The organism is Bradyrhizobium sp. RP6, assembly GCF_003837805.1.
In the GTDB taxonomy this organism is placed as follows: Bacteria; Pseudomonadota; Alphaproteobacteria; order Rhizobiales; family Xanthobacteraceae; genus Bradyrhizobium.
The window spans coordinates 180,126-204,100 of sequence record NZ_RQIT01000012.1; the positions used below are offsets into that span (position 1 = coordinate 180,126).

A 23,975-nucleotide genomic window follows, 5' to 3' on the forward strand; every position below is an offset into this window, starting at 1 on the left:
GATATATGGAAACAGAAGAAGCCGTCCTGGCGCTCGCCGCGCTGTCTCAACCGACCCGCCTTGAGGCGTTCCGGACGCTGGTCAGACACGAGCCTGACGGTCTTGCGGCTGGCGACCTCGCGCGCCTGCTGGAAGTCCCCCAAAATACGCTCTCGGCGCATCTGTCGATCCTGAGCCGCGCGCGGCTGGTGTCTTCCGAGCGGCACAGCCGCTCGATCATCTACCGCGCCAACCTCGGCGAATTTCGCGACATGGCCGTCTTCCTGCTGCGCGATTGCTGCGGCGGACGGCCGGAAGTCTGCGAGCCCGTCGTCGAGACTTTGCAATCGTGCTGCGCTCCCAAGCGAAAGGAGAAGGCCCGTGCCTGATCGCGTCTACAATGTGCTGTTCCTCTGTACCGGCAATTCGGCCCGGTCCGTGCTCGCGGAATCGATTCTTCGCAAGGACGGTGCCGGGCGCTTCCGGTCCTTCTCCGCAGGGAGCACGCCGAAAGGCGCCGTGCATCCGCTGGCGCTGCGCACGCTGCAGAGCATGGACTATCCGGTCGACGGGATGCGCTCGAAGAGCTGGCTCGAGTTCGCGGCGCCCGATGCGCCGGTGATGGATTTCGTCTTCACCGTCTGCGACAACGCAGCCGGCGAATCCTGTCCGGTCTGGCCGGGCCGGCCGACGACCGCGCATTGGGGCATCGAAGATCCTGCGGCCGTCGAAGGCACCGAGATCGAAAGACTTGCGGCCTTCTCGCGGGCCTTCCGCTACCAGAAGAACCGTATCGGCGCGTTCGTGAACCTGCCTCTCAGCGGCATAGACCGGCTTTCGCTGGGGACCAAGCTTCGGGAAATCGACCGCTCCGAGGGGGCAACGTCCGGCAAAAGCGACGTGGCGTGACGATGGGCATCTTCGAACGATACCTCACTTTGTGGGTCGCGCTTTGCATCGTGGTCGGCGTGGCACTGGGACACGTCATGCCCGGCTTCTTCGGCGCGGTTGCAGCCGCCGAAGTCGCCAAGGTCAACCTGCCGGTCGCGATCCTGATCTGGCTCATGATCGTGCCGATGTTGTTGAAGATCGACTTCGGCTCACTGGGCCAGGTCCGGGAGCATTGGCGCGGCGTCGGCGTCACCCTCTTCATCAATTGGGCCGTGAAGCCGTTCTCGATGGCGCTGCTGGGCTCCTTCTTCATCGGTCACCTCTTCGCACCGTGGCTACCGTCCGGCCAGATCCCGTCCTACATCGCCGGCTTGATCCTGCTTGCGGCTGCACCCTGCACTGCGATGGTGTTCGTTTGGTCCAATTTGTGCGAGGGGGAACCCCACTACACTCTGAGCCAGGTCGCACTCAACGACGTGATCATGGTTTTCCTGTTCGCGCCGCTGGTGGGATTGCTGCTCGGAGTGGCCTCGATCAGCGTCCCCTGGGACACATTGCTGTTGTCCGTCGTGCTTTACATCGTGGTTCCCGTGATTGTCGCTCAGCTGTGGCGCAAGGTGCTGCTGCGAGGAGGCGACGACAGCTTCAACCGCGTCATGCGGATGCTGCAGCCTCTCTCGCTTGTCGCGCTCCTCGCGACGCTGGTGCTGCTCTTCGGCTTCCAGGGAGAGCAGATCGTCAAACAGCCCGCCGTCATTGCGATCCTCGCCGTCCCTATTCTTGTGCAAGTCTATCTCAATGCGGGCCTGGCCTATTGGCTGAGCCGGCGTTTCGGCGTGGCCTGGTGCGTCGCGGCTCCAGCGGCGCTCATCGGCGCGAGCAACTTCTTCGAACTGGCGGTCGCCGCCGCGATCAGCCTGTTCGGCCTGGACTCCGGCGCGGCGGTGGCGACCGTGGTCGGCGTCCTCGTCGAGGTCCCGGTGATGCTGTCCGTCGTCCGCATCGTCACGGCCACGCGGGGCTGGTACGAAGCGGGGACCGGTAAAGTCCCGACGACCGCCGAGGCCCGCCAATGAACTCATCATTTGCCGGCGGCGGTGCGGCAACGATAGATACCGGTCGGCCAGTCACGGAGACACGTCGATGAGCGTCACGATCTATCACAACCCGGCTTGCGGCACCTCGCGAAACACCCTGGCGATGATCCGGCAGAGCGGTGTCGAGCCTGTCATCATCGAATATCTCAAGACGCCGCCGTCACGGGACAAGCTCAAGGAGCTGATCGCGGCGATGGACGTTCCGGTCCGCGCGCTGCTGCGCGAGAAGGGAACACCGTACAAGGAGCTCGGCCTCGACGATCCCAAATGGACCGACGACCAACTCCTCGATTTCATGCTCGCCCATCCCATCCTGATCAACCGTCCGATCGTGGTGACGCCAAAGGGCGCGCGATTGTGCCGACCGTCGGAAGCCGTGATCGATCTCCTGGACAATCCCGTCGGCCGCTTCGTGAAAGAAGACGGCGAAGTGGTCGAAGCTCGATAGGCTTGCGGCGCCTCTGCGCGCCGGCCGATTGCCCGGCGCGCAGAGGCTCGCGGACCTCCTGCGAAGATCAGCTCTTCGTGCTCGCGGTCTTGTCGAGCGCGGCACGCACGCCGCTCGCGAGCATGATCGCATCATCGTTGGCCCAGAAATGCATGAAGAACAGACGCGGCTGTTCGTCCAGCATATGGCTGTGAAGGGCCGTCACGGCGATGGCGTGCGACCGCAACACCTTGATCACCGGGTTCACCTCGTCGCCCGTCAGCACGAAGTCGCCGGTAATCGCGGCCTTGCCGCCGCCGGTCGGCTGGAAGTTGACGGCGGTTGCAACGCCCAGCGGCCCGACCGGGCTCAACTGCATGCCGTGTTCGGTGACGGGATCGCGGCGGGGGACATTGAACTGGTAGACGCCGCCGTTCGCCTGGCCCTTGACGCCGATGATGTTGTCGAGCCGCGCAGTGTCGAGTTCGATGGCCGGCGGAGCGGCCGTCGAAGTGGCAGCCGACAGCGGCGTCTTGCTTTCGGCGAGCGCCTCCTTGAGGGCCGCTGCGATCCTGACGGGGTCACCGTGGCCGGCCACGTGCATGTAAAACGTCGCCGGGCTCGCGCCGAGCAGATGATTGTGCACGGCGGTGATCTCCAGCCCGCTCGCGATCATCTTCGCCATGACCGGGTTGATCTCGGATTCGAGCAGCACCAGATCCCCCATCGCCATGACGCCGCCATGCGCGGGCTTGAACGCGACCCAGCCGCCGAGCGCCAGCGCGGGCTTGATGGTCACGCCGTCGAGCGTCACCGTGAGATCGGTGCGCGGAAAGCCGTAGCGATGCACGTCGCCGGTCACGGCCGGCTTTCGCGCCAGCATGTCGTCGACTTTCTGCCAGTCGACGTCCTGCGCGTGAGCGCTCGCGACGAAGCAGGCGCCGATGCCGATCAGCGCCGAGATTGTCTTTCGCATTGATCTGCTCCCTCAAGCTTGGAATTCAGCCAGTCACTCACTTCTGCTCCTTGATCTGGCCGCTGCTGTCGATGACGAGCCGCACGTGCTTGCCGTTCTTCACCGCTTTGGCGGTCGTCCCTTCCGCTGTCGACTTGATGTCGCTGACCTGCGTGTAACCGGCCGCCTGAAGCTTGGCGGCGAGCTCCTCTTGAGTCAGCGCGCGTGCGGTCGATACGCCCCTCGCGATTGCGAGAATGAGGAGCATGTGAAGGATCGTCCGTGGTCGCATGGTCGTTCTCCTGGCCGTGTCCCTGCCCCAGGTGAAGTTGTTTCGTCGCGCTGCTCCGGATGAAGCCCAAGAAGCGCAACAGAGTCGCGGCACGGACGCGCATGCGTTGGTCCGTCGTCATGCCGAGGAGACAATTTGTGAGATGAACGGAGATGCAGGATGACATGCTGCGCCCTTGGTGATCAGGACGCGATTCTTGGGCATGTCGCCTCGCGGGGAGATCGCATATCCCCGATGGCTCGAATAGAAACCTGGGAAGCCGGGCTGTCAACCGGCGCATGACGGCGGCGCGTCACGAAGAGTTCACACGCCGAACCGAACCGCAAACCTCCAAGGTGGGGCCAAGGCGGGGCTCATCGATGTAGGAGGAGAGCTCTAATCTAGTGAGTCAGTTCCGGTTCTGTTGCCGCCAGTGCGACTGTGCTTTCTCGACGGCGGCTTGCAGCTCCATGAGCAAGCAGGCTTGCCTGCCACTGGAGTACCCTCAATGCATCCGGCACTCCCGACGATCCGTATCCACTCGCCAACAAGCGAGGCCAGGCTCGAGCAGCAACTGCTCGGCTCGATGCTGTCGCCACGGATGCTGCGAGCCACTGTCCAAGCGGCGAAACAGGCGCAACGACGTCAGGCGTTCCGCCGCCACAACTTGCCCGCCTGGCGCCCTGCCTTGTCGCACACAGCCTTGTTTGTTCCAACGGCGGAACGGAACGCCGTAAATACACGCTGCGACCGGCGCTGGGGATAGCGACCCTGTGATGCATCGGAGCGGATGCGCCGGCTTGGACACCTCGCGGCCTGGACGTAGGACAGGAACATTTCTGCAATTGCCGAGTTTTCCCGCTGCCCTTCCCCAAGGGCGACCCCGATGGCCCCAGCTCAATGCCCCCCAATACCGCCGCGAGCTGGGGCCTCTTTTTCCGCTATCCGAGCAAGAAGCCCTTCAGTCCGGCGTAGATGGAGCCGACACCGGTCGCAGCGACGCCGGCAAGCGGCCCCGCCGTCTGCATGAGGTCCTGGATCAGGCGGGCGCGGCGGCGCAGCTGCTCCTCGCCGACGTGCTGCCCCAGCAGGCGCGCCACGCGGAAGGCGAACGCATTCGGCTTACCGCCCTGGGTCAGCACACGCGGCAGGATCTGGAAGATCACGACGCTGAGAATGTTTCCGGAGACGAAAGCGAGTAGGATGCTCGCGCCATATTCGAAGACCTCCTGCCACTCGATCCAGACCGTCGGCAAGATCGGGACATCATCGTGCAGGCCGGTGACCGTCAGCATCGCGAGAATGCTGACGCCTGCGGCCAGGAACGCCAGCACGAATGCCGTCAGGGCGGAGACCCGGTGCAGCGGATAGGCCACGAATCCGAACAGGAGCGGGATGACGATCGATGCAATCCGAAGCGGGATCGGCGACACGTTGAAGGTGATGGTCACGAGCACATGCGCGATCACCAGCAGCAGGGACGGAATCAAGATATAGAGCACCGCATGCGTTCCAAAATAGCGCAGCGGATTGTTGTAGCGTTCGAGGCGGACATTGACGCGGTCGAGATCGCGCCTGAGCTTGTCCAGCTCGGCGACGATCTCCTCGATCTCGATAAGCGTCGGCCGTACGACGCGCAAGTCTCGCGAACAATGCTTGCACGCGATGGCTTCGTCCTTGATCGTCTCGGCGCAAAACGGACATTCCATCGCTAGCGCGACTTTCTCCGCCTCATGATGGCTTCGACCTCGTCCCTGGCCCGCCGCAGTTCATCGCGCAGCTTCTCGCGCTTGCGCAGCAGATCGTCGCGCTCCGCGAGCAGCGTGGCGGGAACGGCGATGTCGCACCCGCACGAGGCGCAAACCAGCGCTCCCTCTGCACTCTCGGACCGGCAGTAAGGACACGTCACTTGGGTGCGACCTTCAGGGTGAAGACGGTCGTGCCCGGCCGGCCATCGCTGTCCTTGATATCGACGCGCACCGTGTATTCGCCGGGCGGCAGCTCCGCATCCTGCATGTTGATGCCGTCGGCCTGCACGAAGGGCTTGACCCGAGGGGTCAGGTCGACGTTCGGCGTCCGGAGGAAGATCACCTTGACCGACTCCGGATCGATCTTTGCCCCGCCATAGGATTGAAATTTCAACACCAGCCGGAGAGGTGAGCTTGCCGAGGCGCCCGGCGAGACGAACTCGACCTTGGGACCGCGCAGGATGCCGCGCTGATCGACGGCAACCGCTCCCTTCGGCGGCGGCAATTTCGCTTCCTCCTCCGAGATCAACAGCGTGGCGCGCGACGGTGCCGAGAACGACAAACCTGCAGCCACAAGGCCCAACAAGACTTTCCGCTTCATTTTCCCTGCCCCTCCTCCCTGTTCGTCAACGAAAGCCGCCATCGCCGATGATGGTGTACGGTGCCCAGAACAGCGGATGCGCATAGGCAAACTCGGTCTTGCCTTCGCTGTTGAGATAGCCCGGACCATCGACGAGGGCCATCGCCGCCTGGCGCAGCGCTTCGCTGCGCGACAGCTTGGGATCGTCGGCCTGCCGCTTGAACAGGTCGGTCACCAATTGCCGCGCCGACTGCGAATGGACCGACCAGTTCGTCACCAGCAGCGCGCGCGTTCCGGCGTAGAAAAACGCGCGCCCAAGCCCGGATGCGGCCTCGGCCCCTGCTCCAGCGCCGGCGCCGGTGTTGCAGGCCGAGAGAATGACCCAGTCCGCGTCCAGCTTGAGGCCGAGGATCTCCTCCATGGTCAGGAGGCCGTCGCCGCCCTCCCCGGTCACCGCCGGCGACGACAAAGCGAGCGCCGGCTGCGTCAGCCCGTTCAGCTCGCCCGGGACCAGTCCGTGGGTGGCAAAGGCCAGGATCCTGAAGCCGGACAGATTCATGGTCTTCACCGCGCTCTCGGTCGCGCTTTTGCCGAGAAACAGCACCTTGGAGGGATCCGCCTGCAAGGCCAGCGCGATCGATTTCAACTCGTCGGCGGTATCGGGCAGACGAGGCAGGAGACCGAGCTCGGCGCTGTCGACGCCTTCGAGCCTTGGACTGTTGCGCCGCTTCAGCGGGCCTCCGCGTGTGATATTGCCACCGCCGTCGGCGATCTGAACCTTCTCCCCTTCGCCTTCCGCCTCGGCCTGCTGCTCGCTGTTGAAATAGGGATCGCCAAAGGCCACGAGGTCGCCGCGGCCGGGCCTGCCCGGCGGCAATTGCCGCAGCGTGCGCAACGCCGCCGCCGAAGGCACCGTCGACACGGCATGCGTCCGCGCGAGCCACGGGACCTTGCGATAGCCGATGAAGAGCGGGTCCTCGTCGGCGGCAACTTCCGCCGGCGCCGTCGGCAACAAGGACAGCGGCAACAATCCCAGCGCGCCGTTGGTCACCACGATCACGTTCCTCGCCGGCTTCCAGCCGCTCTCGACCGGCTTGAGAAGCAGTTCGTAGAGCTCGTAGCCGAGCTTGAGGTCGAACGGCGGAATGTCAGAGATCATCGCAGCTTGCGGCTCGAGCGCTTCGCGCAGCTTGCGTATCTTCGTCTCGATGTCGCCGATCCTGGCCTGGACGGCGGCGAATGCCACCGGCCCCGACTTCGGCACGGCCCAGACGAAACTGCCGTTCTGGCCGAAATAGAACGACAGCATGGCCTCATCGTCGGCCAGCGTGGTGCGGATCTCGGCGACGCTGGGCGGCCTGGGCGAGACGAGATCGGCGTAGATCGGGAACTTCTGCTTGATCTCCTGGCGCGCCTTGTCGCGCTGCGCGCGCAAGGCGCTGATCGAAGCCTGGATTTGCGCGACGCCCTTCTCGTCCCGTTCCGCCGCGGGAAGCGCGAGCACGTTGTTGAGCGTGCCGAGCTGGGCGTTGACCTGCTTGTTGAGGTCCTGCTCCTTGCGCACGAGTTCGGCAAGCGCAGGGTCCTTTGCAGCCGCACGCGCGCTCGAAGCCGCCAGCGCCTGCTGCACCGAACGGCCGCGGACAGCATCAGCGAGGCCGAACGTCTCTTCGCCGACCTCCTTGCCGGTTCCGACGGCCCTGGCAAGCAGCAGCAGATAGCTCTCCACGATGGTCTGCAGCCGCTGGCTGCGCGCGGCCACCACCGTCGTGTTCTCGTCGTCGGCGTTTTCTCCGGCGCTCGCCACCATGACCGGGATCGCAGCCTTGAACTCCCGGATGGCTTCAGCATCGCGCCGTGCGCGCATCAGTCCGACCGCCAGCGTGCCGCGCGCCGAGGCGGAATCGAAATGATTCTCGCCGACCCGAGCGATCTGCTTCTTCACGAGCTGCTCGGCCGCGGCGATGCCTGCGTCCAACTGACCGGAGCCATAAAGCGATAGGATCCGGGACGGATTGAGTTCGAAAACCTGACGGCGCTGCGGATCCCAGCTGGCCACGGCCTTGTCGATCCTCGCAAATATCGCATTCGCCTCGGCATTCTGGCGCCGAAGCGTCAGAATGCCGGCGAGCTGCGACAACAATTGCACCGTCGCTTGCGAGTCCTCCGGCACACCCACGCTCTTGTTGATCTCGAGCGCCACACGTCCGAGCTTCTCGGCCTCCTCGTAACGGCCCTGATCGACCAGAATGCCCGCCAGCCCCATCACGAAACGCGGCGTGACGGGATTGTACTTGCCGGTGTCCTTCAGGCGCGACAGCAGCGCGCGGCGCGCGTCCGACTCGGCTTCAGCGAGCCTGCCCTGCTTCGCCTTCATCCGCGCCTGGTTCAACACGGTGCCGTCGATCGCCTGCTGCAGGAGTGTTTCCGCCGGCGCGTTGTCCGATTCCATGATCGCCTTCGTGCTCGCGCGCTTGCGCACCTCCGCATTGCGATAGGCGGTCTCGGCGTCGGCAAACTGTCCGCGCGCCTCGAAAATCAGGGCGCGAGCCAGCTCCAGCTCGCCTTCCCAGCTCTGGCCAAACCTGGAATAAGCCGATCGCCAATTGGGATGGCCGCTGGTCCGGGCCTCCTGGATCGCGGTCTGGCTGCGGCGCAGATAGGCCTCAGCCTGCGCGACGTCGCCCATCTGGATGAGAACGGCGGCGATCGCGCGGTTGGTGTTGAACTGCCATCCCTTGGCGCCCGGCATGCTGGCCGCTTCGCGCAAAAGCCTTTGCATGATCTCGAGCGCGCGCTTCGGGTCCCCCGCAAGAGCGTGCTGCAGGGACTGAAGCTGAAACATCCGCGCCAGCAAGCTCGGACTGACGGCGCCGCGCCCGACTTCCACGGCCTTGTCGGCGTCGGACATCGCTTCGGCGAGCCGGCCGAGTTGCGCGCGCGCATTGGCGCGATCGAAATAGAGCTGGGCGAGATCCTGACGGGATTCCTTGCCGGTCGGCACGGCTTCGGCGTCCGACTTCAATTCCGCGATCGTCTTCTCGTCGGGCTTGTCGCCGTCGAGGATCGCCGTGATGTCGGCGATGCTGCGCGGCGGCGCAACGAAGTCCTTCGGGAGCACGGTGCCCGCCTCGAGCTTGGGTGCCATTTCCTTGGGAAGCTCGACTGCGACGTTGGCACGGCCATTGGCGGCGTTCAGCGCCGCCATCACGCAGGCCCTGACCTGGGTTGAGGCCTTGGCGCGGCAAGCTTCGAGATTGGCACCGCCAGCCGGCCCGCCACCTGCACGCATGCAGGCCTGCACGATCGGCCTGCCGACAGTCATCCGGCAGTTCTCGATCGCCGCCTCCTTGGTCAGCGCGGCTGCGGAGCCGGCCGATCCGAGCAGAAGGGCGAGTGCCAACAATTGGCGTGGGGTAACGTCCAGACGGCTCTTAAACGGACCAATGGCGTCTAAGCTCATCTCGAACAACCTTTGGAAAAATGACTTGAATAAACAATAAACGAGATGATCCTATCCGGACCGCACGGAAGGACAAGGGCCATCAAGGCGGTTCCCAGATGCCTCAATGGGGCTAGGCGCTACGGCCGGCGAGGTCCGGGGATGGGTGGGCGCCTCAGGTCAACTTGCTGATTTTGCCGCGAGGGCGAGATGGCTGCACTCGGCCAGCGGCGGCGTTGTATGATCAGCCCTTCGAGATGACCGCCCGGCCATAGGGCGGCTGTGCCGCGACCGGCGGATTGGCAGTCTGGGCGGCCAGTTCGCCGATCAGGCGATCGGCGTCGGCGGCCATGCCGTCGGGAGCCTGGATCACCAGGCGCTCCAGCGCCCAGCGGTACGATGAGACGCGCTGCTCCAGGCATTGCTGCACCCACTGCACGATCAGCGAGTTCTCCTGCATGCGCGCGACCGCGTCCTCCCTTTCCCTCGGCGAGAGCGCGGAGACGCGCGCCATACTGGCATCGCGCTTCCTGTCGAGATCGATGACGCGGATCGCGCTGGCGAAGAACGGCTCGAACCGGGTGATGTCGTTGCGGACGTCCTCGATCAGCTGCGCATAGCGCGAGGAATGCGAGCGGTGCGGCTCGTCGATCAGCGTCCGTCCGTACATGGTGCGGTCGAACAAGATCTTCTGCCGCCAGGGCGATGGCAGCGCCTTGTAGTCGCCGAACACGCTCTTCCAGGCCGGCCGCGACAGCGGCGGCTCGATCATGGGATAGGCGAGGTCGCGAAGCTGACGCTCCTCGTCGGTGAGCTGGAACTGCGAGGGCCTCAGGCCGACGCTCGAGGTGACCTCGGCGCCCAGCCAGCGATGCATGTCGTCGCTGCGCATGTCGGCGCGGGTGCGGCCGAAATCGCCGCCGCTGCAGGCGCAGAGCCCCGCGCCTAGCAGGGCGAGCAGGACGGCCGATCGGACAGGCCGGATCTGGCGGATGGATTCCGGCATTGCATGAGGCCGGATGTCAGCGACGGCGACGACGGCGCCCCGGCGCTGCGCCCTGCTCCGGCCCGCGATCGCCGCTGGTTTCGTCCGCCTCACGCTCGATCCGGATCACGGGAAGGATCAGCACCGTTCCCATGTCCGCGCGCGGAGCGACATCCCCCGACGAGCCCACCCGGCGACCGGCCGGAAATTCGATGATGGTCCCCATGTCAGCTCTCTCAATTGCCGCGCGAGCGAACGCGCCCCAGCAATATTCGTTCATTAAGATCAGCTCATGGTTAACGGGGTGTAAACGCGGCCTGCGGACCGTAACCACACGGGTCAGGCGCGGCGTCCCGTTGCGGCACGACAACGCCTCGAATTCCACAGTCGGCTTCACGCCTCGTTTTCCTTAACGAGGCTTTAAAAGAACCTGCGCTAGACTCGCTCGCGAGTATCTTTTTCCGAGTTGCGTACGCCTCCATGAGCAAGTCGCTGTTTCCCGGATTCGACGGGCTGATGACCCTGTCCCGTCGCGAAGGTGTCGATGTCCGTCCGACGCTGCTGCGCGTGCTGACCGACCTGTATGTCCAGACCGGCACCCACAGCGACGATGAGCAGCGGCAGTTCGTCGAGCTCGCCACGCGGCTGATCGACCAGGTCGACGATGCGACGCGCGCCGCCGTAAAGGCGCGGCTCGCGGTCTATCCGCAGACGCCCGTCCCGATCCTGCAGAAGCTCGGGCTGGTCGCGACACAGGAAGGGCGCAGGGTTCCACTGGCCCGGGGGCTCCCCGCCCCGCCGGCCGGCCCCTCTCCGGCACGCGCGCCGACCGAAGCCGAGCAGCGCATGGCCGCCGACATGGCGATGCAGCCGAAGGAGGCGGCCGAGATCCACGACATATTCTTCCGCGCCGGGGCCTCCCAGCGCGCGCTGATCCTGCACAATCTGGCGCAGACCCCGCTGAAGGCCGCCCCTCGCATCCCGACCGTGCGCGCCAAGCGCGCGATCCAGATCCTGGAAATGGCGGCGATCGCGGGCGACGTCGAGAACTTCACCTTCGAGCTCGGCGACAGCCTGATCCTGCCCTCGCGCGCCGCAGCCCAGATCGTCGACGATGCCGGCGGCGAGGCACTCGCGGTCGCCGCGCGCGCTCTCGACATGCCGAGCCCGGTCTTCCAGCGCATCCTGCTGTTCTTCAAGCCGGAGATCGGCACCTCCGTGAACGCCGTGTACCGGCTGTCGCGGCTTTACGACCGCCTCGCCGAGCACTCGGCGCTGGTGATGCTGGCGGCCTGGCGCGGCTCGACGCTCGCTGTCACGCGCGCAAAGTACCAGGCAGCGCTGCACGACGGCGAACGCCAGCGCGCACGTGGCGGCGCGAGCCAGACGCGGCCTGGCGCGCAGCCGGGCTCCGCGCCGGGGGTGCGGAAGGGCACCGGCGGGTCGTCGGACCGGTAAAGCCGGCCATGAGGCAGCGATATTGGATGTGGGGTGCGCAACGCCTCCACAAGCTCGTCATTGCGAGCGCAGCGAAGCAATCCGGAGTCCCTCCGCGGAAAGATTCTGGATTGCTTCGCGGAGCCTGTCATCGGGCCGCGGTTCGCGCGGACCCGTTGGCTCGCAATGATCCTGGAGCAGCAGCTACGTCTTCGCCAATTCCAGAAAATGCCGGCCCGCGCGATCCTCGGTCTCGACGATCCACGCGTCGGGATCGAAGCGGATTTCCTTGATCAGCCGCTCCTCGATCGTGTGCTCCGGCAGAGGCTGCGGCGACACGGGCACGAAGAAGCGATCGATGGGCCGGCCGTCGTCATAGACGGTCTGCGGCGCCGGCGCATACAGCATCGCATTGCCATCGAGCAGCGACACCTTGACGAACACCGCGCCCGCCTCCTCGGCGCCGCGGCGGCGCACGGCGCCGAACACGCCCTCGGTCTGGCAGCGGCGCAAGTAAGCCGCCACCCAAATGTTAGATTTCAAACGCATGAATTCGACGATAGGCCAGCACGAGGTCTCACGCCAGCCTCACGTCGTGAGACTCACGCCTTGCGCGCGCCGCCGCCCTGGCCGCCGCGAATCTGGGTCGCGACGAAATATGACAGCGGCATCGCGAGCGCAAATCCCACGGCCACGGCATAGGGGATGTTCCTGATGGCGTCGGCGGCGAAGCTCGGCACCATCAGCACCACGATCAGGCTGATGCCCGCCAGCGTCGTGCCGAGCATGATCCAGACGAGAATCGAAACCTTGAACATGACGACCTCTCTACCTTGATGAGGATGAGTGATCATGTTCCCCGAAGCCGCCCGCCGTCATTGATCCCACGCAAATCGCGCTCTTGCGGACCTGGCCTGTTGTGCGGGCGTCGGACGTCGGAATTGATTTACGTCAATGCCGGTTTGACGTGCGGCTATTCAACGGGATGTCCGATCGCAGCAGCGAGTTCGCGCAGCAGCCGATCGGACACCTGGCCGGTGACGGGCATCTTGTGCTCGCGCTCGAACTTCTGGATCGCGGACTGGGTCTCGCCGCCCATCGTGCCGGTGATCTTCAGATTGCCGTAGCCATATTCGGACAGCGCGCGCTGCACGCCGGCGATACGCCGCGCGGCCGGGCTTTGCGCCGGAATCGGCGCCGGCGGACGCAGGGCCGCGGGCGGCGTCGAGGTCGTCGCCTTGACCAGGCTGGTCATGGGATCGTTCGAGCGCGTCGAGGCGGTCGCCTCGACGGGCTTTTCGGGCGCCTTTTCGACGGCACGCTCGGCAGGTTTGGGCTCGACGCGAAACTCCGTCGCTCGCGGCTCGAGCGGCGATGTATCGGCGCCGACGGGGCGCGGACGCGGCATCGGGTTCGACAGCGGCACGGACGACGGCGCGGGAAGATTGATCACCGTGCCGAACATCGGCGCGGGGTGCCGGCCGGTCTGCAGGAACAGCGCATTGGCAACGATCGCACTGATCGCCGCGGCGGCGACGAGGCCGGCCAGCGTATCCTTGGGGCTGTTCAGCAGCACGCGCATCACGAGGTTGCGTTCGGTCTCGACATCGACGGCCGCGGCCTTCGCGCCACGGCGGCGCGGAGCGGCTTCATCCTTGGCAGACTTCCTAGGCACTTTTCTTCACCAGAGCGGGTTGGTCCTGAGACTGGTCGTGAGTTTGGTCTTGAAGGTCCTGGCGCAGCACCGGCGTCAGCGTCGCGATGTTGCTCTCGGCCGGCCTGACCTGGGGCGGCGTGTAGACGAGCGGCAGCTTGACGGTGACGGCGGTGCCCTCTCCTAACCTGCTTTGTACCGTCAATTCGCCGAGATGCAACGCCACGAGACTCTTCACGATCGAAAGTCCGAGACCGGTGCCTTCGTGACGGCGCTGATAGGTCCTGCCGGCCTGGAAGAACGGCGCGCCGATGCGCTTGAGGTCGTCGGCTGCGATGCCGACGCCGGTGTCGCTGATGCGCAGCGTCAACTGCGAACCCGACACCGCGGCTGATACGGAGACCTGGCCGCCGCGCTCGGTGAACTTGATGGCATTGGCGACCAGGTTGAGCACGATCTGCTTGAACGCCCTGGGATCGCCGGTCATGACGGGCAGGTCCTGCGGCGCGTCGGTGATCAGGTCGATGCCGTTCTCCCGCGCCTTCAGCGCCAGCAAATTGCAGCAATGCAGCAGCGACGCGCGCGGCGCGAACGGCTCGGACGCAATCTCGAAATTGCCCGACTCCATCTTCGACATGTCCAGGATGCCGTTGACGACCGACAGCAGATGCTGGCCGGAATCGTTGATGAGCTGGGCGTATTCCTTGCGCTGGGCCGCCCCCAGCATCAGGCTGTGCTCCTGCGCGATCATCTCGGAGAAGCCGATGATGGCGTTGAGCGGTGTGCGCAGTTCGTGGCTCATGGTGGCGAGAAAGCCGGTCTTGGCGGCATCGGCCGCCTCGGCGGCGCTGCGCGCCTGATCCAGCGCCTGCTCGAAAAGCTTGCGGTCGGTGACGTCGCGCATGACCGCGACGACTTCGACCTCACGGGTGGAATCACGATCCGTATGCCGGCGGCCGAGATCCGGGTCGAGCGGGCGGCAGCGCATCTCGACCCAGATGAAATCGACCTCACCGCGCTCGGAACCAACGGGCTCCCGCCGCAGCCGAAACTCGACGCTTGCGACGTCGCCGCGCGCCGCATCCGACAGAGCGGTGAGATAGGCCGGCCGGTCGGCGACATGGACGCGGTCGAACAGGCCGTGGCCGAGCAGTTGCTCCACTTGCACGCCGAGCATGGCCTCCACCGCCGGCGAGATGAACTGCACCGCACCGTTAGGCTGATGTCGCGAAATGACATCGCTCATGTTGCGCGCGAGCAGACGGTAACGCTCCTCCTCGCGCGACAACAGCGCGACGCTGGTGCGCGCGAGCGATTCCGCACCGAAGGCGAGGCCTGCGGCATAGAGAGTCGCAGACGCAACGCCGAGGGCCATCAGTACGCCGCGCTCGGCCGCGCTCGGCTCCTCCAGCGGCAGCCAGCCGAGCTGGCCGATCAGGATCAGCATCCCGGCGCAGGACAGCGCGAGCAGCGAAGCGAAAGCCGCGACGCGGCGCGAGCCCGACAGCGCGGCTTCGAGGGGAACCACGACCAGCCAGACCGCGGCGAATGACTGGATGCCGCCCGTCGTGACCGCGACCGCCATGATCAGGCCGACGAGCGCCAGCGACGACAGCACATGCGCGCCTTCGTAGCGTCCGGTGCGCGAAAGGAACCAGGACAGCATGATGGGCGCGATCAGCCATGCAAAGGCCGCGACCTCGACTGCGCTCGGGGCGCCACGCATGGCGAGATAAACCGGGAATGCGGCAAAGGCGGCCAGGCTGCCGAGCAGCCGCGGCGCCATGAAGGCACGATGGCGCGCCCGCATCAGCGCATCGTAGCGCGCGGAGGGATGCAGCAGCGCATCGAGACAATCGCGGATGATACTCAAAACTGTCACGGGTCTCGCGCTTCGGCTCAATCGTCTCTTGGAAGACGCGCCGGAACGCCTCCTTGTCGTTGAGCCACCGTGTCAGAGCGACCTTAAACGAGTGCTAAGGCGACGCCGTGTGCGGCCCGACACCGCGCGATCGCGAAGCTTTTTAGACGATTTGGCGACGTCTTCGGTCGGGATGGTGAACACAGGGTTTCACCTTCCGCCGCATGGTTTCGAATTGGTGGATGCGGGCGGCCAGCAGAACCGCGGCGCGGGCGTCAATCGAAAATTTACGACACCGTCGCCTTCGAAGAATCTTGCGTAAATTTTCCGCGAATTAAGCTCAAGGCAATCACTTGCGATTTATCGAGAGTTGCTAGGTCCGACTTCCGCGGAGATCGCCGCGGGCGGAATCTAACGGACAGGTCGCAAGATGCGCTTTCTGCTTCGCATCACATTCTGGCTCGGGCTGGTACTGGTGCTCCTGCCGCGGGACAAGACGCCCGAATCGGAGAAGCTGCCGCAGATCGGCGCCGCCGACGCGGTGCAGGCTGCGACCGCGGCTGTCTCCGACATGACCCATTTCTGCAAGCGCCAGCCGGCCGCCTGCGAGGTCGGCGGACAGGCCGCGACCATCATCGGCCAGCGGGCCCAGGACGGCGCGAAGAAGCTCTACCAGATCATCAACGACAAGAAAGAGCAGATCACCAACGAGAAGAACGACGGCAACAAGACCGACAACAAGAAGGCGCCCGACCATACCGGCTCGATCGCCATGGCCGGCGAAGGCGACATTGCCGCGAGCGAAGCGCCGCGCGACACCCTGACCCAGGACGACCTCGCGCTGGAATGGCGCGGCCCTGAGGTCTCGAATTAGCCCCCAAGCCCTATCGATTTCACGGCTTCGCGACCCTATATTGGCCTGAACGCGAACACGGGCCAGCATGACGACGATCGACGAAATCAGGGACAATTTCGAGCTTCTGGACGAGTGGGACGACCGCTACCGGTATGTCATCGAGCTCGGCCGTACCCTGGAACCGATGCCGGAGGCGGAACACTCCGCCGCCAACAAGGTGCAGGGCTGCGTGAGCCAGGTCTGGCTCCAGAAGCTGGTCGACCGCGGCAATGGCGAGCCGGTTCTCAGATATCGCGGCGACAGCGACGCGCATATCGTGCGCGGGCTGGTCGCAATCGTGCTTGCGCTCTATTCGGGCCGCACGCCGCGAGAGATCCTCGATACCGACGCGATCGCCGTGTTCAACGAGTTCGGCTTTCGCGATCATCTGACGCCACAGCGCTCTAATGGCCTGCGCTCGATGGTCGAGCGCATCAAGACCGACGCAAAGGAGGCGCTCGCGGAGGCGTCGTAGGAAATTACTTCCGCTTCCGCTGCTGCTGTCCGAGACCCATCTGCTTGGCCAGCTGCGAGCGTGCCACCGCATAGTTCGGGGCGACCATGGGATAGTCGGCCGGCAAGCCCCACTTCTCGCGGTATTGCTCCGGCGTCATGTTGTATTGCGTGCGCAGATGGCGCTTCAGCGACTTGAAACGCTTGCCGTCTTCCAGACAGACCAGATAATCGGGCGCGATCGACTTCTTCAGCGACACGGCCGGCTTTGCGGGCTCGAGCGGCGCCGTCTCGGTGCGGCCCGACGACACCCGCACCAGGGCGCCATGCACCTGGCTGATCAGGTTCGGAATCTCCGCTGCCGGCGTCGGATTGTTGCTGAGATAGGCCGACACGATGCTCGCCGTCAGCTCGATGAAATTCTTGGCCCCCGCGTCCGACATCGGCCGCTCTCCCTCGCCTTGCGTCTCACGGGATTGACGACGCCAGAGTATTCCATGTCAACAACACGTTCGGCTGAAACAGGACGACTGACGACGAGGCGCTGATGACTGGTGGACAGCGCCGCTTGACTATGCGCAGCGGCCTCAAGCGCGCTGGTCAAGATGGGCGCGGAGCTCGTCGATCGAGCCAAAGCGCATCATGCCTTCCGGCATCTGCGCCTCGATCGAGCCGTCGGAATAGAGCGAATAGGCCATGCCGTCGACGACGCCGGATTTGAGCACGGTCACGGGTGCCGGCTCGACAGCTGGCGGCGGTTCGGGTGCAGGCGGCGGGGCGGCCTCCGCAAAGGTCGACGGGGAGCGCGGCGGCGGACGGCGCGGGGCCGCCGGCGGCTCCTGCGGCCGCATACGGTCCGGCTTCGGCCAGGCAACGTCAAAGCTCGCAGGCGGATGGTCAGGGGCCTCACTGGGCTCCGCAGGCGGCTGCGGCGCACCTTCAGTGGCCTTCGCCTCCGCGCGCTCGCGTTCCTTGCGCGAGATCGAGGTGAACAGCAGGTTGCGCCGGCGCGGCGCTTCCGGGGCAGGAGGCGGCGCAGGGGCTTCGGCCTCCTGCGCGCCCTCGACGCGCGGACGCTCGCGCGCGGCAGCTTCGCTCTGCCACGGCGGCGGACCAGCGGACGGTGGCGCCGGCTCGGGCGCGGTGGTGCCTGATACAGCGAGGCCCGGCAGCACGGGCCTGACCCGAACCTCGGACGGCGCGATCGCAGCGGCCAGCCGGCGAGCGATGCCCTTGAGCTCGAGCACCACGAGATGCAGGCCGACCAGTAACATTCCGGAGCAGACGCCAATGGCGCCGGAGATTATGAGAGTTCCTCCGAGGCTGAATTCCCTGATCGTCAGGCCGAAAATGATCGCAAGGAGACCCGCCAGGAAGGCGCAAATCCCCACGATCAACAATGCCAAGTTCATCGAACTCACCCCCGGCCGCGCATCCACACGCGACAACCGCTATCCACGATACCGTCATACGATGTTCCACGCCAACCACCAATTGTAGGCGGTGTTCCTAAAGGGAAGGAAATCAGGGACTTATTCACATTCCCTTCAGCTCCCGCTCGGTACAGCATAAGGCTGCTCTCAATAAACGGAATTGCTGCGTCGCATCAGGAATTTAGCCATAATGCCCAATTACTTGGTAATGGAACTGCGATATACGGAGTCTAGGGAGCAGGTCCGCGCGCACCAGCAGGGCCGAGAGGGGATTCCGGGGCACCGATAGCCATGACTTCCATCACGACTTCGGCGATCGACACGCCTCTTCGGCGCTCGGTCGAACGGACCTGCGACGATCTCGCCATGCTGGTGCTGGCTGCGGTCGCCGTCATCGCAGGCTTGACCTTCCGCGACTACGGGCTCGGCTGGGACGACTACACCCACGCCGAATACGCCGACCTGCTGCTGCGGATGTTCGGTTCCGGCTTCAAGGACACCGCGGCGCTCTCCTTCGCCAATCTCTACATGTATGGCGGCGGCTTCGACATGGTCGCGGCCCTCCTGCACAAGCTCATTCCGCTCGAGTTGTTCGAGACGCGCCGCCTGGTCGGCGCCATCGTCGGCGTGATCGGCCTTGCCGTGACGTGGCGGCTCGGCCGCCGCATCGGCGGACCTCTTGCGGGTCTTGCCTCGCTCCTGCTGCTCGCGCTCTGCCCGATCTTCTACGGCCACATGTTCATGAACCCGAAGGATGCGCCCTTCGCGGTGGCCATGATCATCCTGATGCTCGGCCTTGTCCGTCTCGCCGAGGAATATCCGCAGCCGTCGCCACGCACGGTCCTCATCGTCGGCCTGGGTGCCGGCCTTTCGCTGGGATGCCGCATTCTCGGCGGGCTCGCACTGGTCTACGCCGTGCTCGGCTTCATGCCGCTGCTCCTGGAGGAATTGCGCACTGAAGGCTTGCGCGAATCGGTCCGCCGCTTCGCCCATGTCGTCTATGTGCTGCTGCCCGGCCTCGTGCTCGGCTACCTCGTGATGGGCCTGATCTGGCCGTGGTCGATCATGGAGCCCGGCAATCCCTTCGAGGCGCTGACCTACTTCTCGCATTTCTTCGAGAAGCCGTGGAAGGAGATGTTCGACGGCGCGATCGTGTCGGTGCCCGACATGCCCTGGTCCTATCTGCCGACGCTGTTCGCGCTGCAGCTGCCCGAGGTCATGCTGGTGCTGACGGCCGGCGCCGTGTTCGGCACCTTCGCCATGCTGCCGCGGCGCGGGGTTCCGGCGCGCCGCAAGACCATCCTCTTGATGCTGACGCTGGCCGCAACCCTGCCGCTCGCGATCGCGATGGTGAAGCGCCCGGCGTTGTACAATGGCATCCGTCATTTCGTCTTCGTGATCCCGCCGATGGCGGTGCTCGGCGGCGTCGCGTTCGCCTGGGCCATGGAGCGCCTGCGCGCCAATCACCGCACCTGGCAACCGGTCGTGCTCGCCACCTTCTGCTTCGGCCTTGCGCTGTCGCTCGCCGAGATGATCCGGCTGCACCCCTACCAATACACGCATTTCAACCACGTCGCCGGGACCGTTCGCGGCGCCGACGACCGCTTCATGCTGGACTATTGGGGCCTCGCCTTGAAGCAGGCCTCCGACGAACTGCGCGAGCAGCTCGTCGAGCGCCAGGAAGTGCCGCCCAGCAACCGCAAATGGAAGGTTGCGGTCTGCGGTCCGCAGCGCCCGGCCCAGGTCGCGCTCGGGCCCGACTTCACCATCGGCTGGGATTCCAATGCGGCCGACTTCGCCATGACGCTCGGCGAGTTCTACTGCAAGGGCCTCACCGCGCCCGTCATGGTCGAGATCAAGCGCGACGACGTGGTGTTCGCCCGCGTCTACGACATCCGCGGCCGCGGCATTTCCACCCTGCTGTCGATCCCGGCGCCGTAGCGATTTCCTCTTGGGCGTAGCCCCGGACCTCGCGGCGCAATCGCGGAGTCTTTGGCTGGGCTCCCAGCATTCCGCCTGCGCTCCATGCGGGCTACGCTTGACTGCCGCGCTTTGATCGCCTTGCTGCCGATCGCCGCCAAGACTACGCTCCCTCCCCGCAACAACGATGTTTCGGAGAGATCAGCCATGTCGCCAGCGGAAGCGCGCCTTAGGGAAGTGCCGTCGAACATGACGGAGGCGGAGTGGCAACAACGGGTCAATCTGGCCGCCTGCTATCGCCTCGTCGCGCTGTACGGCTGGGACGATCTGGTCGACACCCACATCTCCGCGCGCGTGCCCGGTCCCGACCATCACTTCCTCATCAACCCCTACGGGCTGATGTTCGAGGAAATCACGGCCTCGAGCCTCGTCAAGGTCGACCTGCACGGCAACCAGCTCTCCGAGAGCGAATACAGCATCAACCCGGCCGGCTTCACCATCCATTCGGCGATCCACGAGGTGCGCGAGGACGCGATCTGCGTGCTGCATCTCCACACGCTCGACGGCACTGCGGTGTCAAGCAGCGCCGAAGGCCTGCTGCCGCTGAACCAGACTGCCCAGCTCGTCACCCACGACCTCGCCTATCACGATTATGAAGGCATTGCGCTCGATCACGACGAACGGCCGCGGCTGCAGAAGGATCTCGGCGACCACAACCACATGCTCCTGCGCAACCACGGCACGCTCACGGTTGGCCGCTCGGTCGCCTCCGCCTTCGAGCGCATGTATCACCTCGAGCGCGCCTGCTCGATGCAGGTGCGCACGCGCGCGCTGGGCACGCCGGTCTATCCGGTCGACGATATCGCGATCGACAAGAACACCGAGCTGCTGTCGAACCGCGACCGCGCCGAGTTGCGCGCGACCAATCTCGTGTGGCCGCCCTTGCTGCGCAAGCTCGACCGCGTCAATCCCGGCTACAGGTCTTGAGATATTTTCGATCTGGTGTAGAGTAGCGCCCAACGAACCTCTACGCCTTTTGGAATGAAACGCCGCCCAATCCCGGGCGGCGTTTTTGTTGGGCCGTCGGCCTCTCCGCTCGACATTGCGAGGAGCCCTTGCGACGAACCAATCCAGACTGCTTCCGCGAAGAGATTCTGGATTGCTTCGCTAGGTTCGCAATGACGGGATAGCGCGCCCTACTTCACCTCGGCCAGCGCGGCGAGGATCCTTGCCCAGGAGCGGATGCCCTTCTGGAAGCTCCGCAGGTCGTATTTCTCGTTCGGTGAGTGGATGTTGTCGTCGTCGAGGCCAAAACCCACCAGCAGCGAGTCGAGGCCCAACGTGCGTTTGAAGTCGGCGACGATCGGAATCGAGGCGCCCGAGCCCATCAGCACAGTCTCCTTGCCCCACTCCGCGGCCAGCGCCTTGCTGGCGGCGGCGAGCGGCTTCATGGTCCAGTCGAGCGCCACCGCGGGCGCAGCGGAATGGTCCCCGAACTCCACCTTGCAGTCGCCGGGAATGCGCGCCGATACGTAGTCGCGGAAGGCCTTGCGGATTCTGGCGGGATCCTGGCCCTGCACAAGGCGGAACGACACCTTGGCCGAAGCATGTGAGGGGATCACGGTCTTGGAGCCTTCGCCGATATAGCCGCCCCAGATGCCGTTGACGTCGCAGGTCGGACGCGTCGAGGCCTGCTCGACCAGCAGCCTGCCCTTCTCGCCAGCCGGGAGCGACAGCCCGACCGGCTTGAGGAAGGTCTCGGGCGTGAATTCGAGCTTCTTCCACTGCTCCAGGATGTCGGACGGCGTATCCTTCACACCATCATAGAAGCCGGGGATGGTGATGCGGTTGTCGTCGTCGAACAGGCCGCCCAGAATTTTCGTGAGCACCCGGATCGGGTTCATCGCGGTGCCGCCGAACACGCCGGAATGCAAATCGCGATTGGCCGCGGTGATCTTCAGCTCTTCATAGAGCAAGCCACGCAGCGAGGTCGTGATCGCCGGCGTGTTGCTGTCCCACATGCTGGTGTCGCAGACCAGCACGTAGTCTGCCTTGAACTCGTGCTTGTTCGCCTCGATGAAGGGCACGAAATTCTTCGAGCCGACCTCCTCCTCGCCCTCGATCAGGAAGGTGACGTCGACCGGCAGCGAGCCCGTCACCTTCTTCCAGGCGCGGCAGGCCTCGACGAAGGTCATCACCTGCCCCTTGTCGTCCTCGGCGCCGCGCGCAACGATGATCTTGCGGCCGTCGGCATGATCCGCCACAACGGGCTCGAACGGCGGACGGTGCCAGAGAGCCAGCGGGTCGACCGGCTGCACGTCGTAATGGCCGTAGAACAGCACGTGCGGCCGTCCGCCCGCTCCGGTCCTGCCGACGACGGCGGGATGGCCCGCGGTCGGCCTCACCTCGGTCGCGACACCGAAGCTGGCGATGTCCCTGGCGAGATGCTCGGCCGCAGCCTTGCAATCATCCGCAAAAGCCGGATCGGCCGAGATCGACTTGATCCGCAACAACGAGAACAGGCGCTCCAGGCTGTTGTCGAAATCCTTGTCGATGTGGTCGAGCACGGATTGAAGCTGCGTGTTTGACATTGTCGTGTTCCTGATTGCGGGGGTCTCAAGATGTCTGCGCTTTTAACGCCGGCGCGGCCTTGGGGCCAGCCGCAACCGGCGGATGCCGGATGTGCCAGGCGAGACACCCTGCGAGGACGGCCGTCGCAGCGAGGTTGTTGCCACAGGCCTGGATGACCTTGGGAAACCACGGCAGCGACAGCAGCATGAGGACGCCGGCGGCCCCCAAAGCAAGCCAGGTTCCCACGCGCACATGCGCCCGCGCGTCGAATGCGGCGCGATGGATCAATACCGTGATCGGGAAGAACAGCCACATGAAGTAGTATTGCCGGGCCAGAGGCGAGGCCACCGTGATCAGGCAGAACAGAATGCCGAGTTCCTCGGCATCCGAGCGCGCCGTTCGCCGCGCCTGCCCTGGCATGATCGCGATGAAGCCGAGCCCGAGCAACGCCGAAACCGCAAGCACGATCCAGTTCGCCGTCCTGTAGTCGACCTCGACCACATTGATCGTGCGCGGCGGTTTGCTGGGATCGTCCTGATTGTAGTTGATCGGCCGGACCAGGCGATGCGTGACGGCGATGAGGGACTGGTTGACCCACGACCAGTTCTGTTCGTCACGCTGGCCAAAGCCTTTCTCCGAGTTCGTCCCGACCATGCCCTGGTACCAGGTCGCAAGTTCGGCCGCGTTGCGCTCGAAGCCACGGATCGGCGCCGGCACGAAATAGAGAAGAATGCCGATGAAGGCGATGGTGCTGACAAGGGCGGCCCACTTCCGCCGCCAGAGCAGATAGGGCAGCACAGCGATCGGAAACACCTTGATGGCGGCGGCGAGCGCGAACAAGAAGCCGGCGAGCCACGCCCGCTGGTGCCGCAGACTCCAGAAGCCATAGAGCATCATCGCGAGCAGGACGAGATTCGGCTGGCCCAGATCGAACATGTCGAACACGAAGGCCACCGTGACCAGGACCGGCAGCGCCTCCAGCCAGCGGCCAGGCTTGCGGTCCGAGCCTGTCATGACTTGGGAGAACGTCCCGGTGTACCACCACGCCACAGCATTCAAGATCGACAGGACGACATAGAGCGGAATCTTGCCGAACCAGGTCGGGATCGCCAGCAGGATCGCAGGCAGGGGCGGATAGATGAAGTCGAAATAGTCGCGGGCCATAGCAGGATAGAGCGGCCCACCTTGCAAGACCTGCTGTCCGGCCCAGTACCAGAGCAAGTAGTCCTTGGTCTTGCCGTGGCCGAAAATCTCGGGGACCAGCACGTCGGCCGTCAGCACCACGCAGCAGAACAGAAAAAGCAGATCCAGCGGCGCACGCAGCGACAGACGTCTCGGCGCATCAGGCTTGGCTAAGGGGGCGGGCGGGGTCACGG

At 65.1% G+C, this 23,975-nt stretch carries 25 protein-coding genes; 9 read left to right on the forward strand and 16 right to left on the reverse strand.

Translation table 11 applies throughout. The annotated features are described in order from the left end of the window. Positions 1–5 precede the first annotated feature (5 nt). From EHH60_RS22070 to arsC, 4 genes are all read left to right on the forward strand, one after another. The gene (locus EHH60_RS22070; RefSeq protein WP_124161543.1) at positions 6–368 is read left to right on the forward strand and encodes an ArsR/SmtB family transcription factor; all 363 of its coding nucleotides are present in this window, start codon (positions 6–8) and stop codon (positions 366–368) included. Beyond that, positions 361–888, forward strand: a complete 528-nt coding sequence (locus EHH60_RS22075) for an arsenate reductase ArsC (protein WP_124161544.1) — start codon at positions 361–363, stop codon at positions 886–888. The genes EHH60_RS22070 and EHH60_RS22075 overlap by 8 nt, the downstream gene beginning before the upstream one ends. Positions 889–890: 2 nt before the next feature. Continuing rightward, complete coding sequence (arsB, locus tag EHH60_RS22080) at positions 891–1,946, forward strand: ACR3 family arsenite efflux transporter (RefSeq protein WP_124161571.1); 1,056 nt, start codon at positions 891–893, stop codon at positions 1,944–1,946. A 67-nt stretch (positions 1,947–2,013) separates the two neighbouring features. Next, complete coding sequence (gene arsC / locus EHH60_RS22085) at positions 2,014–2,415, forward strand: arsenate reductase (glutaredoxin) (protein ID WP_124161545.1); 402 nt, start codon at positions 2,014–2,016, stop codon at positions 2,413–2,415. A gap of 67 nt (positions 2,416–2,482) precedes the next feature. Here the strand turns inward: arsC and EHH60_RS22090 are convergent, their stop codons facing one another. The 8 genes from EHH60_RS22090 to EHH60_RS22125 all read right to left on the reverse strand — a co-directional run bounded on the left by EHH60_RS22090 (position 2,483) and on the right by EHH60_RS22125 (position 10,601). Further along, the gene (locus EHH60_RS22090) at positions 2,483–3,370 is read right to left on the reverse strand and encodes a DUF1259 domain-containing protein (protein ID WP_124161546.1); all 888 of its coding nucleotides are present in this window, start codon (positions 3,368–3,370) and stop codon (positions 2,483–2,485) included. 37 nt (positions 3,371–3,407) lie between these two features. Continuing rightward, positions 3,408–3,641: a hypothetical protein gene (locus EHH60_RS22095; protein ID WP_124161547.1), complete on the reverse strand. Its 234-nt coding sequence runs from the start codon at positions 3,639–3,641 to the stop codon at positions 3,408–3,410. Positions 3,642–4,561: 920 nt separating this feature from the next. Then, positions 4,562–5,329, reverse strand: a complete 768-nt coding sequence (locus EHH60_RS22100) for a hypothetical protein (RefSeq protein WP_124161548.1) — start codon at positions 5,327–5,329, stop codon at positions 4,562–4,564. A gap of 2 nt (positions 5,330–5,331) precedes the next feature. Next, a complete protein-coding gene (locus tag EHH60_RS22105) occupies positions 5,332–5,529 on the reverse strand; it encodes a hypothetical protein (RefSeq protein WP_124161549.1) in 198 nt (65 codons plus the stop codon). Beyond that, positions 5,526–5,969 carry a hypothetical protein gene (locus EHH60_RS22110; protein ID WP_124161550.1) on the reverse strand — a complete coding sequence of 148 codons (444 nt, stop codon included), beginning with the start codon at positions 5,967–5,969 and terminating at the stop codon, positions 5,526–5,528. Before EHH60_RS22110 ends, EHH60_RS22105 begins: the two co-directional genes overlap by 4 nt. A gap of 25 nt (positions 5,970–5,994) precedes the next feature. Then, the gene (locus tag EHH60_RS22115; RefSeq protein WP_124161551.1) at positions 5,995–9,411 is read right to left on the reverse strand and encodes a CHAT domain-containing protein; all 3,417 of its coding nucleotides are present in this window, start codon (positions 9,409–9,411) and stop codon (positions 5,995–5,997) included. Positions 9,412–9,634: 223 nt separating this feature from the next. Beyond that, positions 9,635–10,396 (reverse strand): hypothetical protein, encoded by a 762-nt coding sequence (locus EHH60_RS22120; RefSeq protein WP_124161552.1) that lies wholly within the window; start codon positions 10,394–10,396, stop codon positions 9,635–9,637. 16 nt (positions 10,397–10,412) lie between these two features. Beyond that, positions 10,413–10,601 (reverse strand): hypothetical protein, encoded by a 189-nt coding sequence (locus tag EHH60_RS22125; protein WP_035699736.1) that lies wholly within the window; start codon positions 10,599–10,601, stop codon positions 10,413–10,415. A gap of 254 nt (positions 10,602–10,855) precedes the next feature. Between EHH60_RS22125 and EHH60_RS22130 the strand changes: the two genes are divergently transcribed. Next, positions 10,856–11,833: a DUF2336 domain-containing protein gene (locus tag EHH60_RS22130; RefSeq protein WP_124161553.1), complete on the forward strand. Its 978-nt coding sequence runs from the start codon at positions 10,856–10,858 to the stop codon at positions 11,831–11,833. A gap of 183 nt (positions 11,834–12,016) precedes the next feature. On the opposite strand, the gene EHH60_RS22135 is transcribed toward EHH60_RS22130, so the two are convergent. The 4 genes from EHH60_RS22135 to EHH60_RS22150 all read right to left on the reverse strand — a co-directional run bounded on the left by EHH60_RS22135 (position 12,017) and on the right by EHH60_RS22150 (position 15,348). After that, complete coding sequence (locus EHH60_RS22135; RefSeq protein ID WP_124161554.1) at positions 12,017–12,361, reverse strand: DUF1491 family protein; 345 nt, start codon at positions 12,359–12,361, stop codon at positions 12,017–12,019. Between the two features lie 53 nt (positions 12,362–12,414). Next, on the reverse strand, positions 12,415–12,630 hold the full coding sequence (locus tag EHH60_RS22140; RefSeq protein ID WP_199751734.1) for a hypothetical protein: 216 nt from the start codon (positions 12,628–12,630) through the stop codon (positions 12,415–12,417). Between the two features lie 155 nt (positions 12,631–12,785). Further along, entirely contained in the window at positions 12,786–13,487 is a 702-nt protein-coding gene (locus tag EHH60_RS22145; protein ID WP_124161556.1) for a peptidoglycan-binding domain-containing protein, read from the reverse strand. After that, positions 13,480–15,348, reverse strand: a complete 1,869-nt coding sequence (locus EHH60_RS22150; RefSeq protein WP_199751737.1) for a PAS domain-containing sensor histidine kinase — start codon at positions 15,346–15,348, stop codon at positions 13,480–13,482. The genes EHH60_RS22145 and EHH60_RS22150 overlap by 8 nt, the downstream gene beginning before the upstream one ends. Before the next feature lie 409 nt (positions 15,349–15,757). Here EHH60_RS22150 and EHH60_RS22155 point away from each other — a divergent pair, with 409 nt between their 5' ends. Both EHH60_RS22155 and EHH60_RS22160 read left to right on the forward strand, forming a co-directional pair. Further along, positions 15,758–16,201, forward strand: a complete 444-nt coding sequence (locus tag EHH60_RS22155) for a DUF5330 domain-containing protein (RefSeq protein ID WP_124161558.1) — start codon at positions 15,758–15,760, stop codon at positions 16,199–16,201. A gap of 67 nt (positions 16,202–16,268) precedes the next feature. Continuing rightward, positions 16,269–16,697 (forward strand): SufE family protein, encoded by a 429-nt coding sequence (locus EHH60_RS22160; protein ID WP_124161559.1) that lies wholly within the window; start codon positions 16,269–16,271, stop codon positions 16,695–16,697. 4 nt (positions 16,698–16,701) lie between these two features. On the opposite strand, the gene EHH60_RS22165 is transcribed toward EHH60_RS22160, so the two are convergent. Together EHH60_RS22165 and EHH60_RS22170 are read right to left on the reverse strand one after the other, a co-directional pair. Beyond that, entirely contained in the window at positions 16,702–17,118 is a 417-nt protein-coding gene (locus EHH60_RS22165; protein WP_036005917.1) for a Ros/MucR family transcriptional regulator, read from the reverse strand. A 144-nt stretch (positions 17,119–17,262) separates the two neighbouring features. Next, positions 17,263–18,087, reverse strand: coding sequence for a DUF308 domain-containing protein (locus tag EHH60_RS22170; protein ID WP_199751740.1), 825 nt, complete (start codon positions 18,085–18,087; stop codon positions 17,263–17,265). 312 nt (positions 18,088–18,399) lie between these two features. On the opposite strand from EHH60_RS22170, the gene EHH60_RS22175 reads away from it, so the two are divergent. Both EHH60_RS22175 and EHH60_RS22180 read left to right on the forward strand, forming a co-directional pair. Next, positions 18,400–20,049, forward strand: a complete 1,650-nt coding sequence (locus EHH60_RS22175) for an ArnT family glycosyltransferase (RefSeq protein WP_124161561.1) — start codon at positions 18,400–18,402, stop codon at positions 20,047–20,049. Positions 20,050–20,235: 186 nt separating this feature from the next. Beyond that, positions 20,236–21,015 carry a class II aldolase/adducin family protein gene (locus EHH60_RS22180; RefSeq protein WP_035671190.1) on the forward strand — a complete coding sequence of 260 codons (780 nt, stop codon included), beginning with the start codon at positions 20,236–20,238 and terminating at the stop codon, positions 21,013–21,015. Between the two features lie 209 nt (positions 21,016–21,224). Here the strand turns inward: EHH60_RS22180 and EHH60_RS22185 are convergent, their stop codons facing one another. Beyond that, positions 21,225–22,619, reverse strand: a complete 1,395-nt coding sequence (locus EHH60_RS22185; protein WP_124161562.1) for a M20/M25/M40 family metallo-hydrolase — start codon at positions 22,617–22,619, stop codon at positions 21,225–21,227. 25 nt (positions 22,620–22,644) lie between these two features. After that, positions 22,645–23,973 carry a glycosyltransferase family 87 protein gene (locus tag EHH60_RS22190; RefSeq protein WP_124161563.1) on the reverse strand — a complete coding sequence of 443 codons (1,329 nt, stop codon included), beginning with the start codon at positions 23,971–23,973 and terminating at the stop codon, positions 22,645–22,647. Positions 23,974–23,975: the final 2 nt, after the last annotated feature.

Coding starts and splice junctions, on each gene's coding strand:
- EHH60_RS22070 (WP_124161543.1), top strand. CDS start 6: ATGGAAACAGAAGAAGCCGTCCTGGCGCTCGCCGCGCTGTCTCAACCG.
- arsB (WP_124161571.1), top strand. CDS start 891: ATGGGCATCTTCGAACGATACCTCACTTTGTGGGTCGCGCTTTGCATC.
- arsC (WP_124161545.1), top strand. CDS start 2,014: ATGAGCGTCACGATCTATCACAACCCGGCTTGCGGCACCTCGCGAAAC.
- EHH60_RS22090 (WP_124161546.1), bottom strand. CDS start 3,370: ATGCGAAAGACAATCTCGGCGCTGATCGGCATCGGCGCCTGCTTCGTC.
- EHH60_RS22095 (WP_124161547.1), bottom strand. CDS start 3,641: ATGCGACCACGGACGATCCTTCACATGCTCCTCATTCTCGCAATCGCG.
- EHH60_RS22100 (WP_124161548.1), bottom strand. CDS start 5,329: ATGGAATGTCCGTTTTGCGCCGAGACGATCAAGGACGAAGCCATCGCG.
- EHH60_RS22110 (WP_124161550.1), bottom strand. CDS start 5,969: ATGAAGCGGAAAGTCTTGTTGGGCCTTGTGGCTGCAGGTTTGTCGTTC.
- EHH60_RS22115 (WP_124161551.1), bottom strand. CDS start 9,411: ATGAGCTTAGACGCCATTGGTCCGTTTAAGAGCCGTCTGGACGTTACC.
- EHH60_RS22120 (WP_124161552.1), bottom strand. CDS start 10,396: ATGCCGGAATCCATCCGCCAGATCCGGCCTGTCCGATCGGCCGTCCTG.
- EHH60_RS22125 (WP_035699736.1), bottom strand. CDS start 10,601: ATGGGGACCATCATCGAATTTCCGGCCGGTCGCCGGGTGGGCTCGTCG.
- EHH60_RS22130 (WP_124161553.1), top strand. CDS start 10,856: ATGAGCAAGTCGCTGTTTCCCGGATTCGACGGGCTGATGACCCTGTCC.
- EHH60_RS22135 (WP_124161554.1), bottom strand. CDS start 12,361: ATGCGTTTGAAATCTAACATTTGGGTGGCGGCTTACTTGCGCCGCTGC.
- EHH60_RS22140 (WP_199751734.1), bottom strand. CDS start 12,630: ATGTTCAAGGTTTCGATTCTCGTCTGGATCATGCTCGGCACGACGCTG.
- EHH60_RS22155 (WP_124161558.1), top strand. CDS start 15,758: ATGCGCTTTCTGCTTCGCATCACATTCTGGCTCGGGCTGGTACTGGTG.
- EHH60_RS22160 (WP_124161559.1), top strand. CDS start 16,269: ATGACGACGATCGACGAAATCAGGGACAATTTCGAGCTTCTGGACGAG.
- EHH60_RS22165 (WP_036005917.1), bottom strand. CDS start 17,118: ATGTCGGACGCGGGGGCCAAGAATTTCATCGAGCTGACGGCGAGCATC.
- EHH60_RS22170 (WP_199751740.1), bottom strand. CDS start 18,087: ATGAACTTGGCATTGTTGATCGTGGGGATTTGCGCCTTCCTGGCGGGT.
- EHH60_RS22175 (WP_124161561.1), top strand. CDS start 18,400: ATGACTTCCATCACGACTTCGGCGATCGACACGCCTCTTCGGCGCTCG.
- EHH60_RS22180 (WP_035671190.1), top strand. CDS start 20,236: ATGTCGCCAGCGGAAGCGCGCCTTAGGGAAGTGCCGTCGAACATGACG.
- EHH60_RS22185 (WP_124161562.1), bottom strand. CDS start 22,619: ATGTCAAACACGCAGCTTCAATCCGTGCTCGACCACATCGACAAGGAT.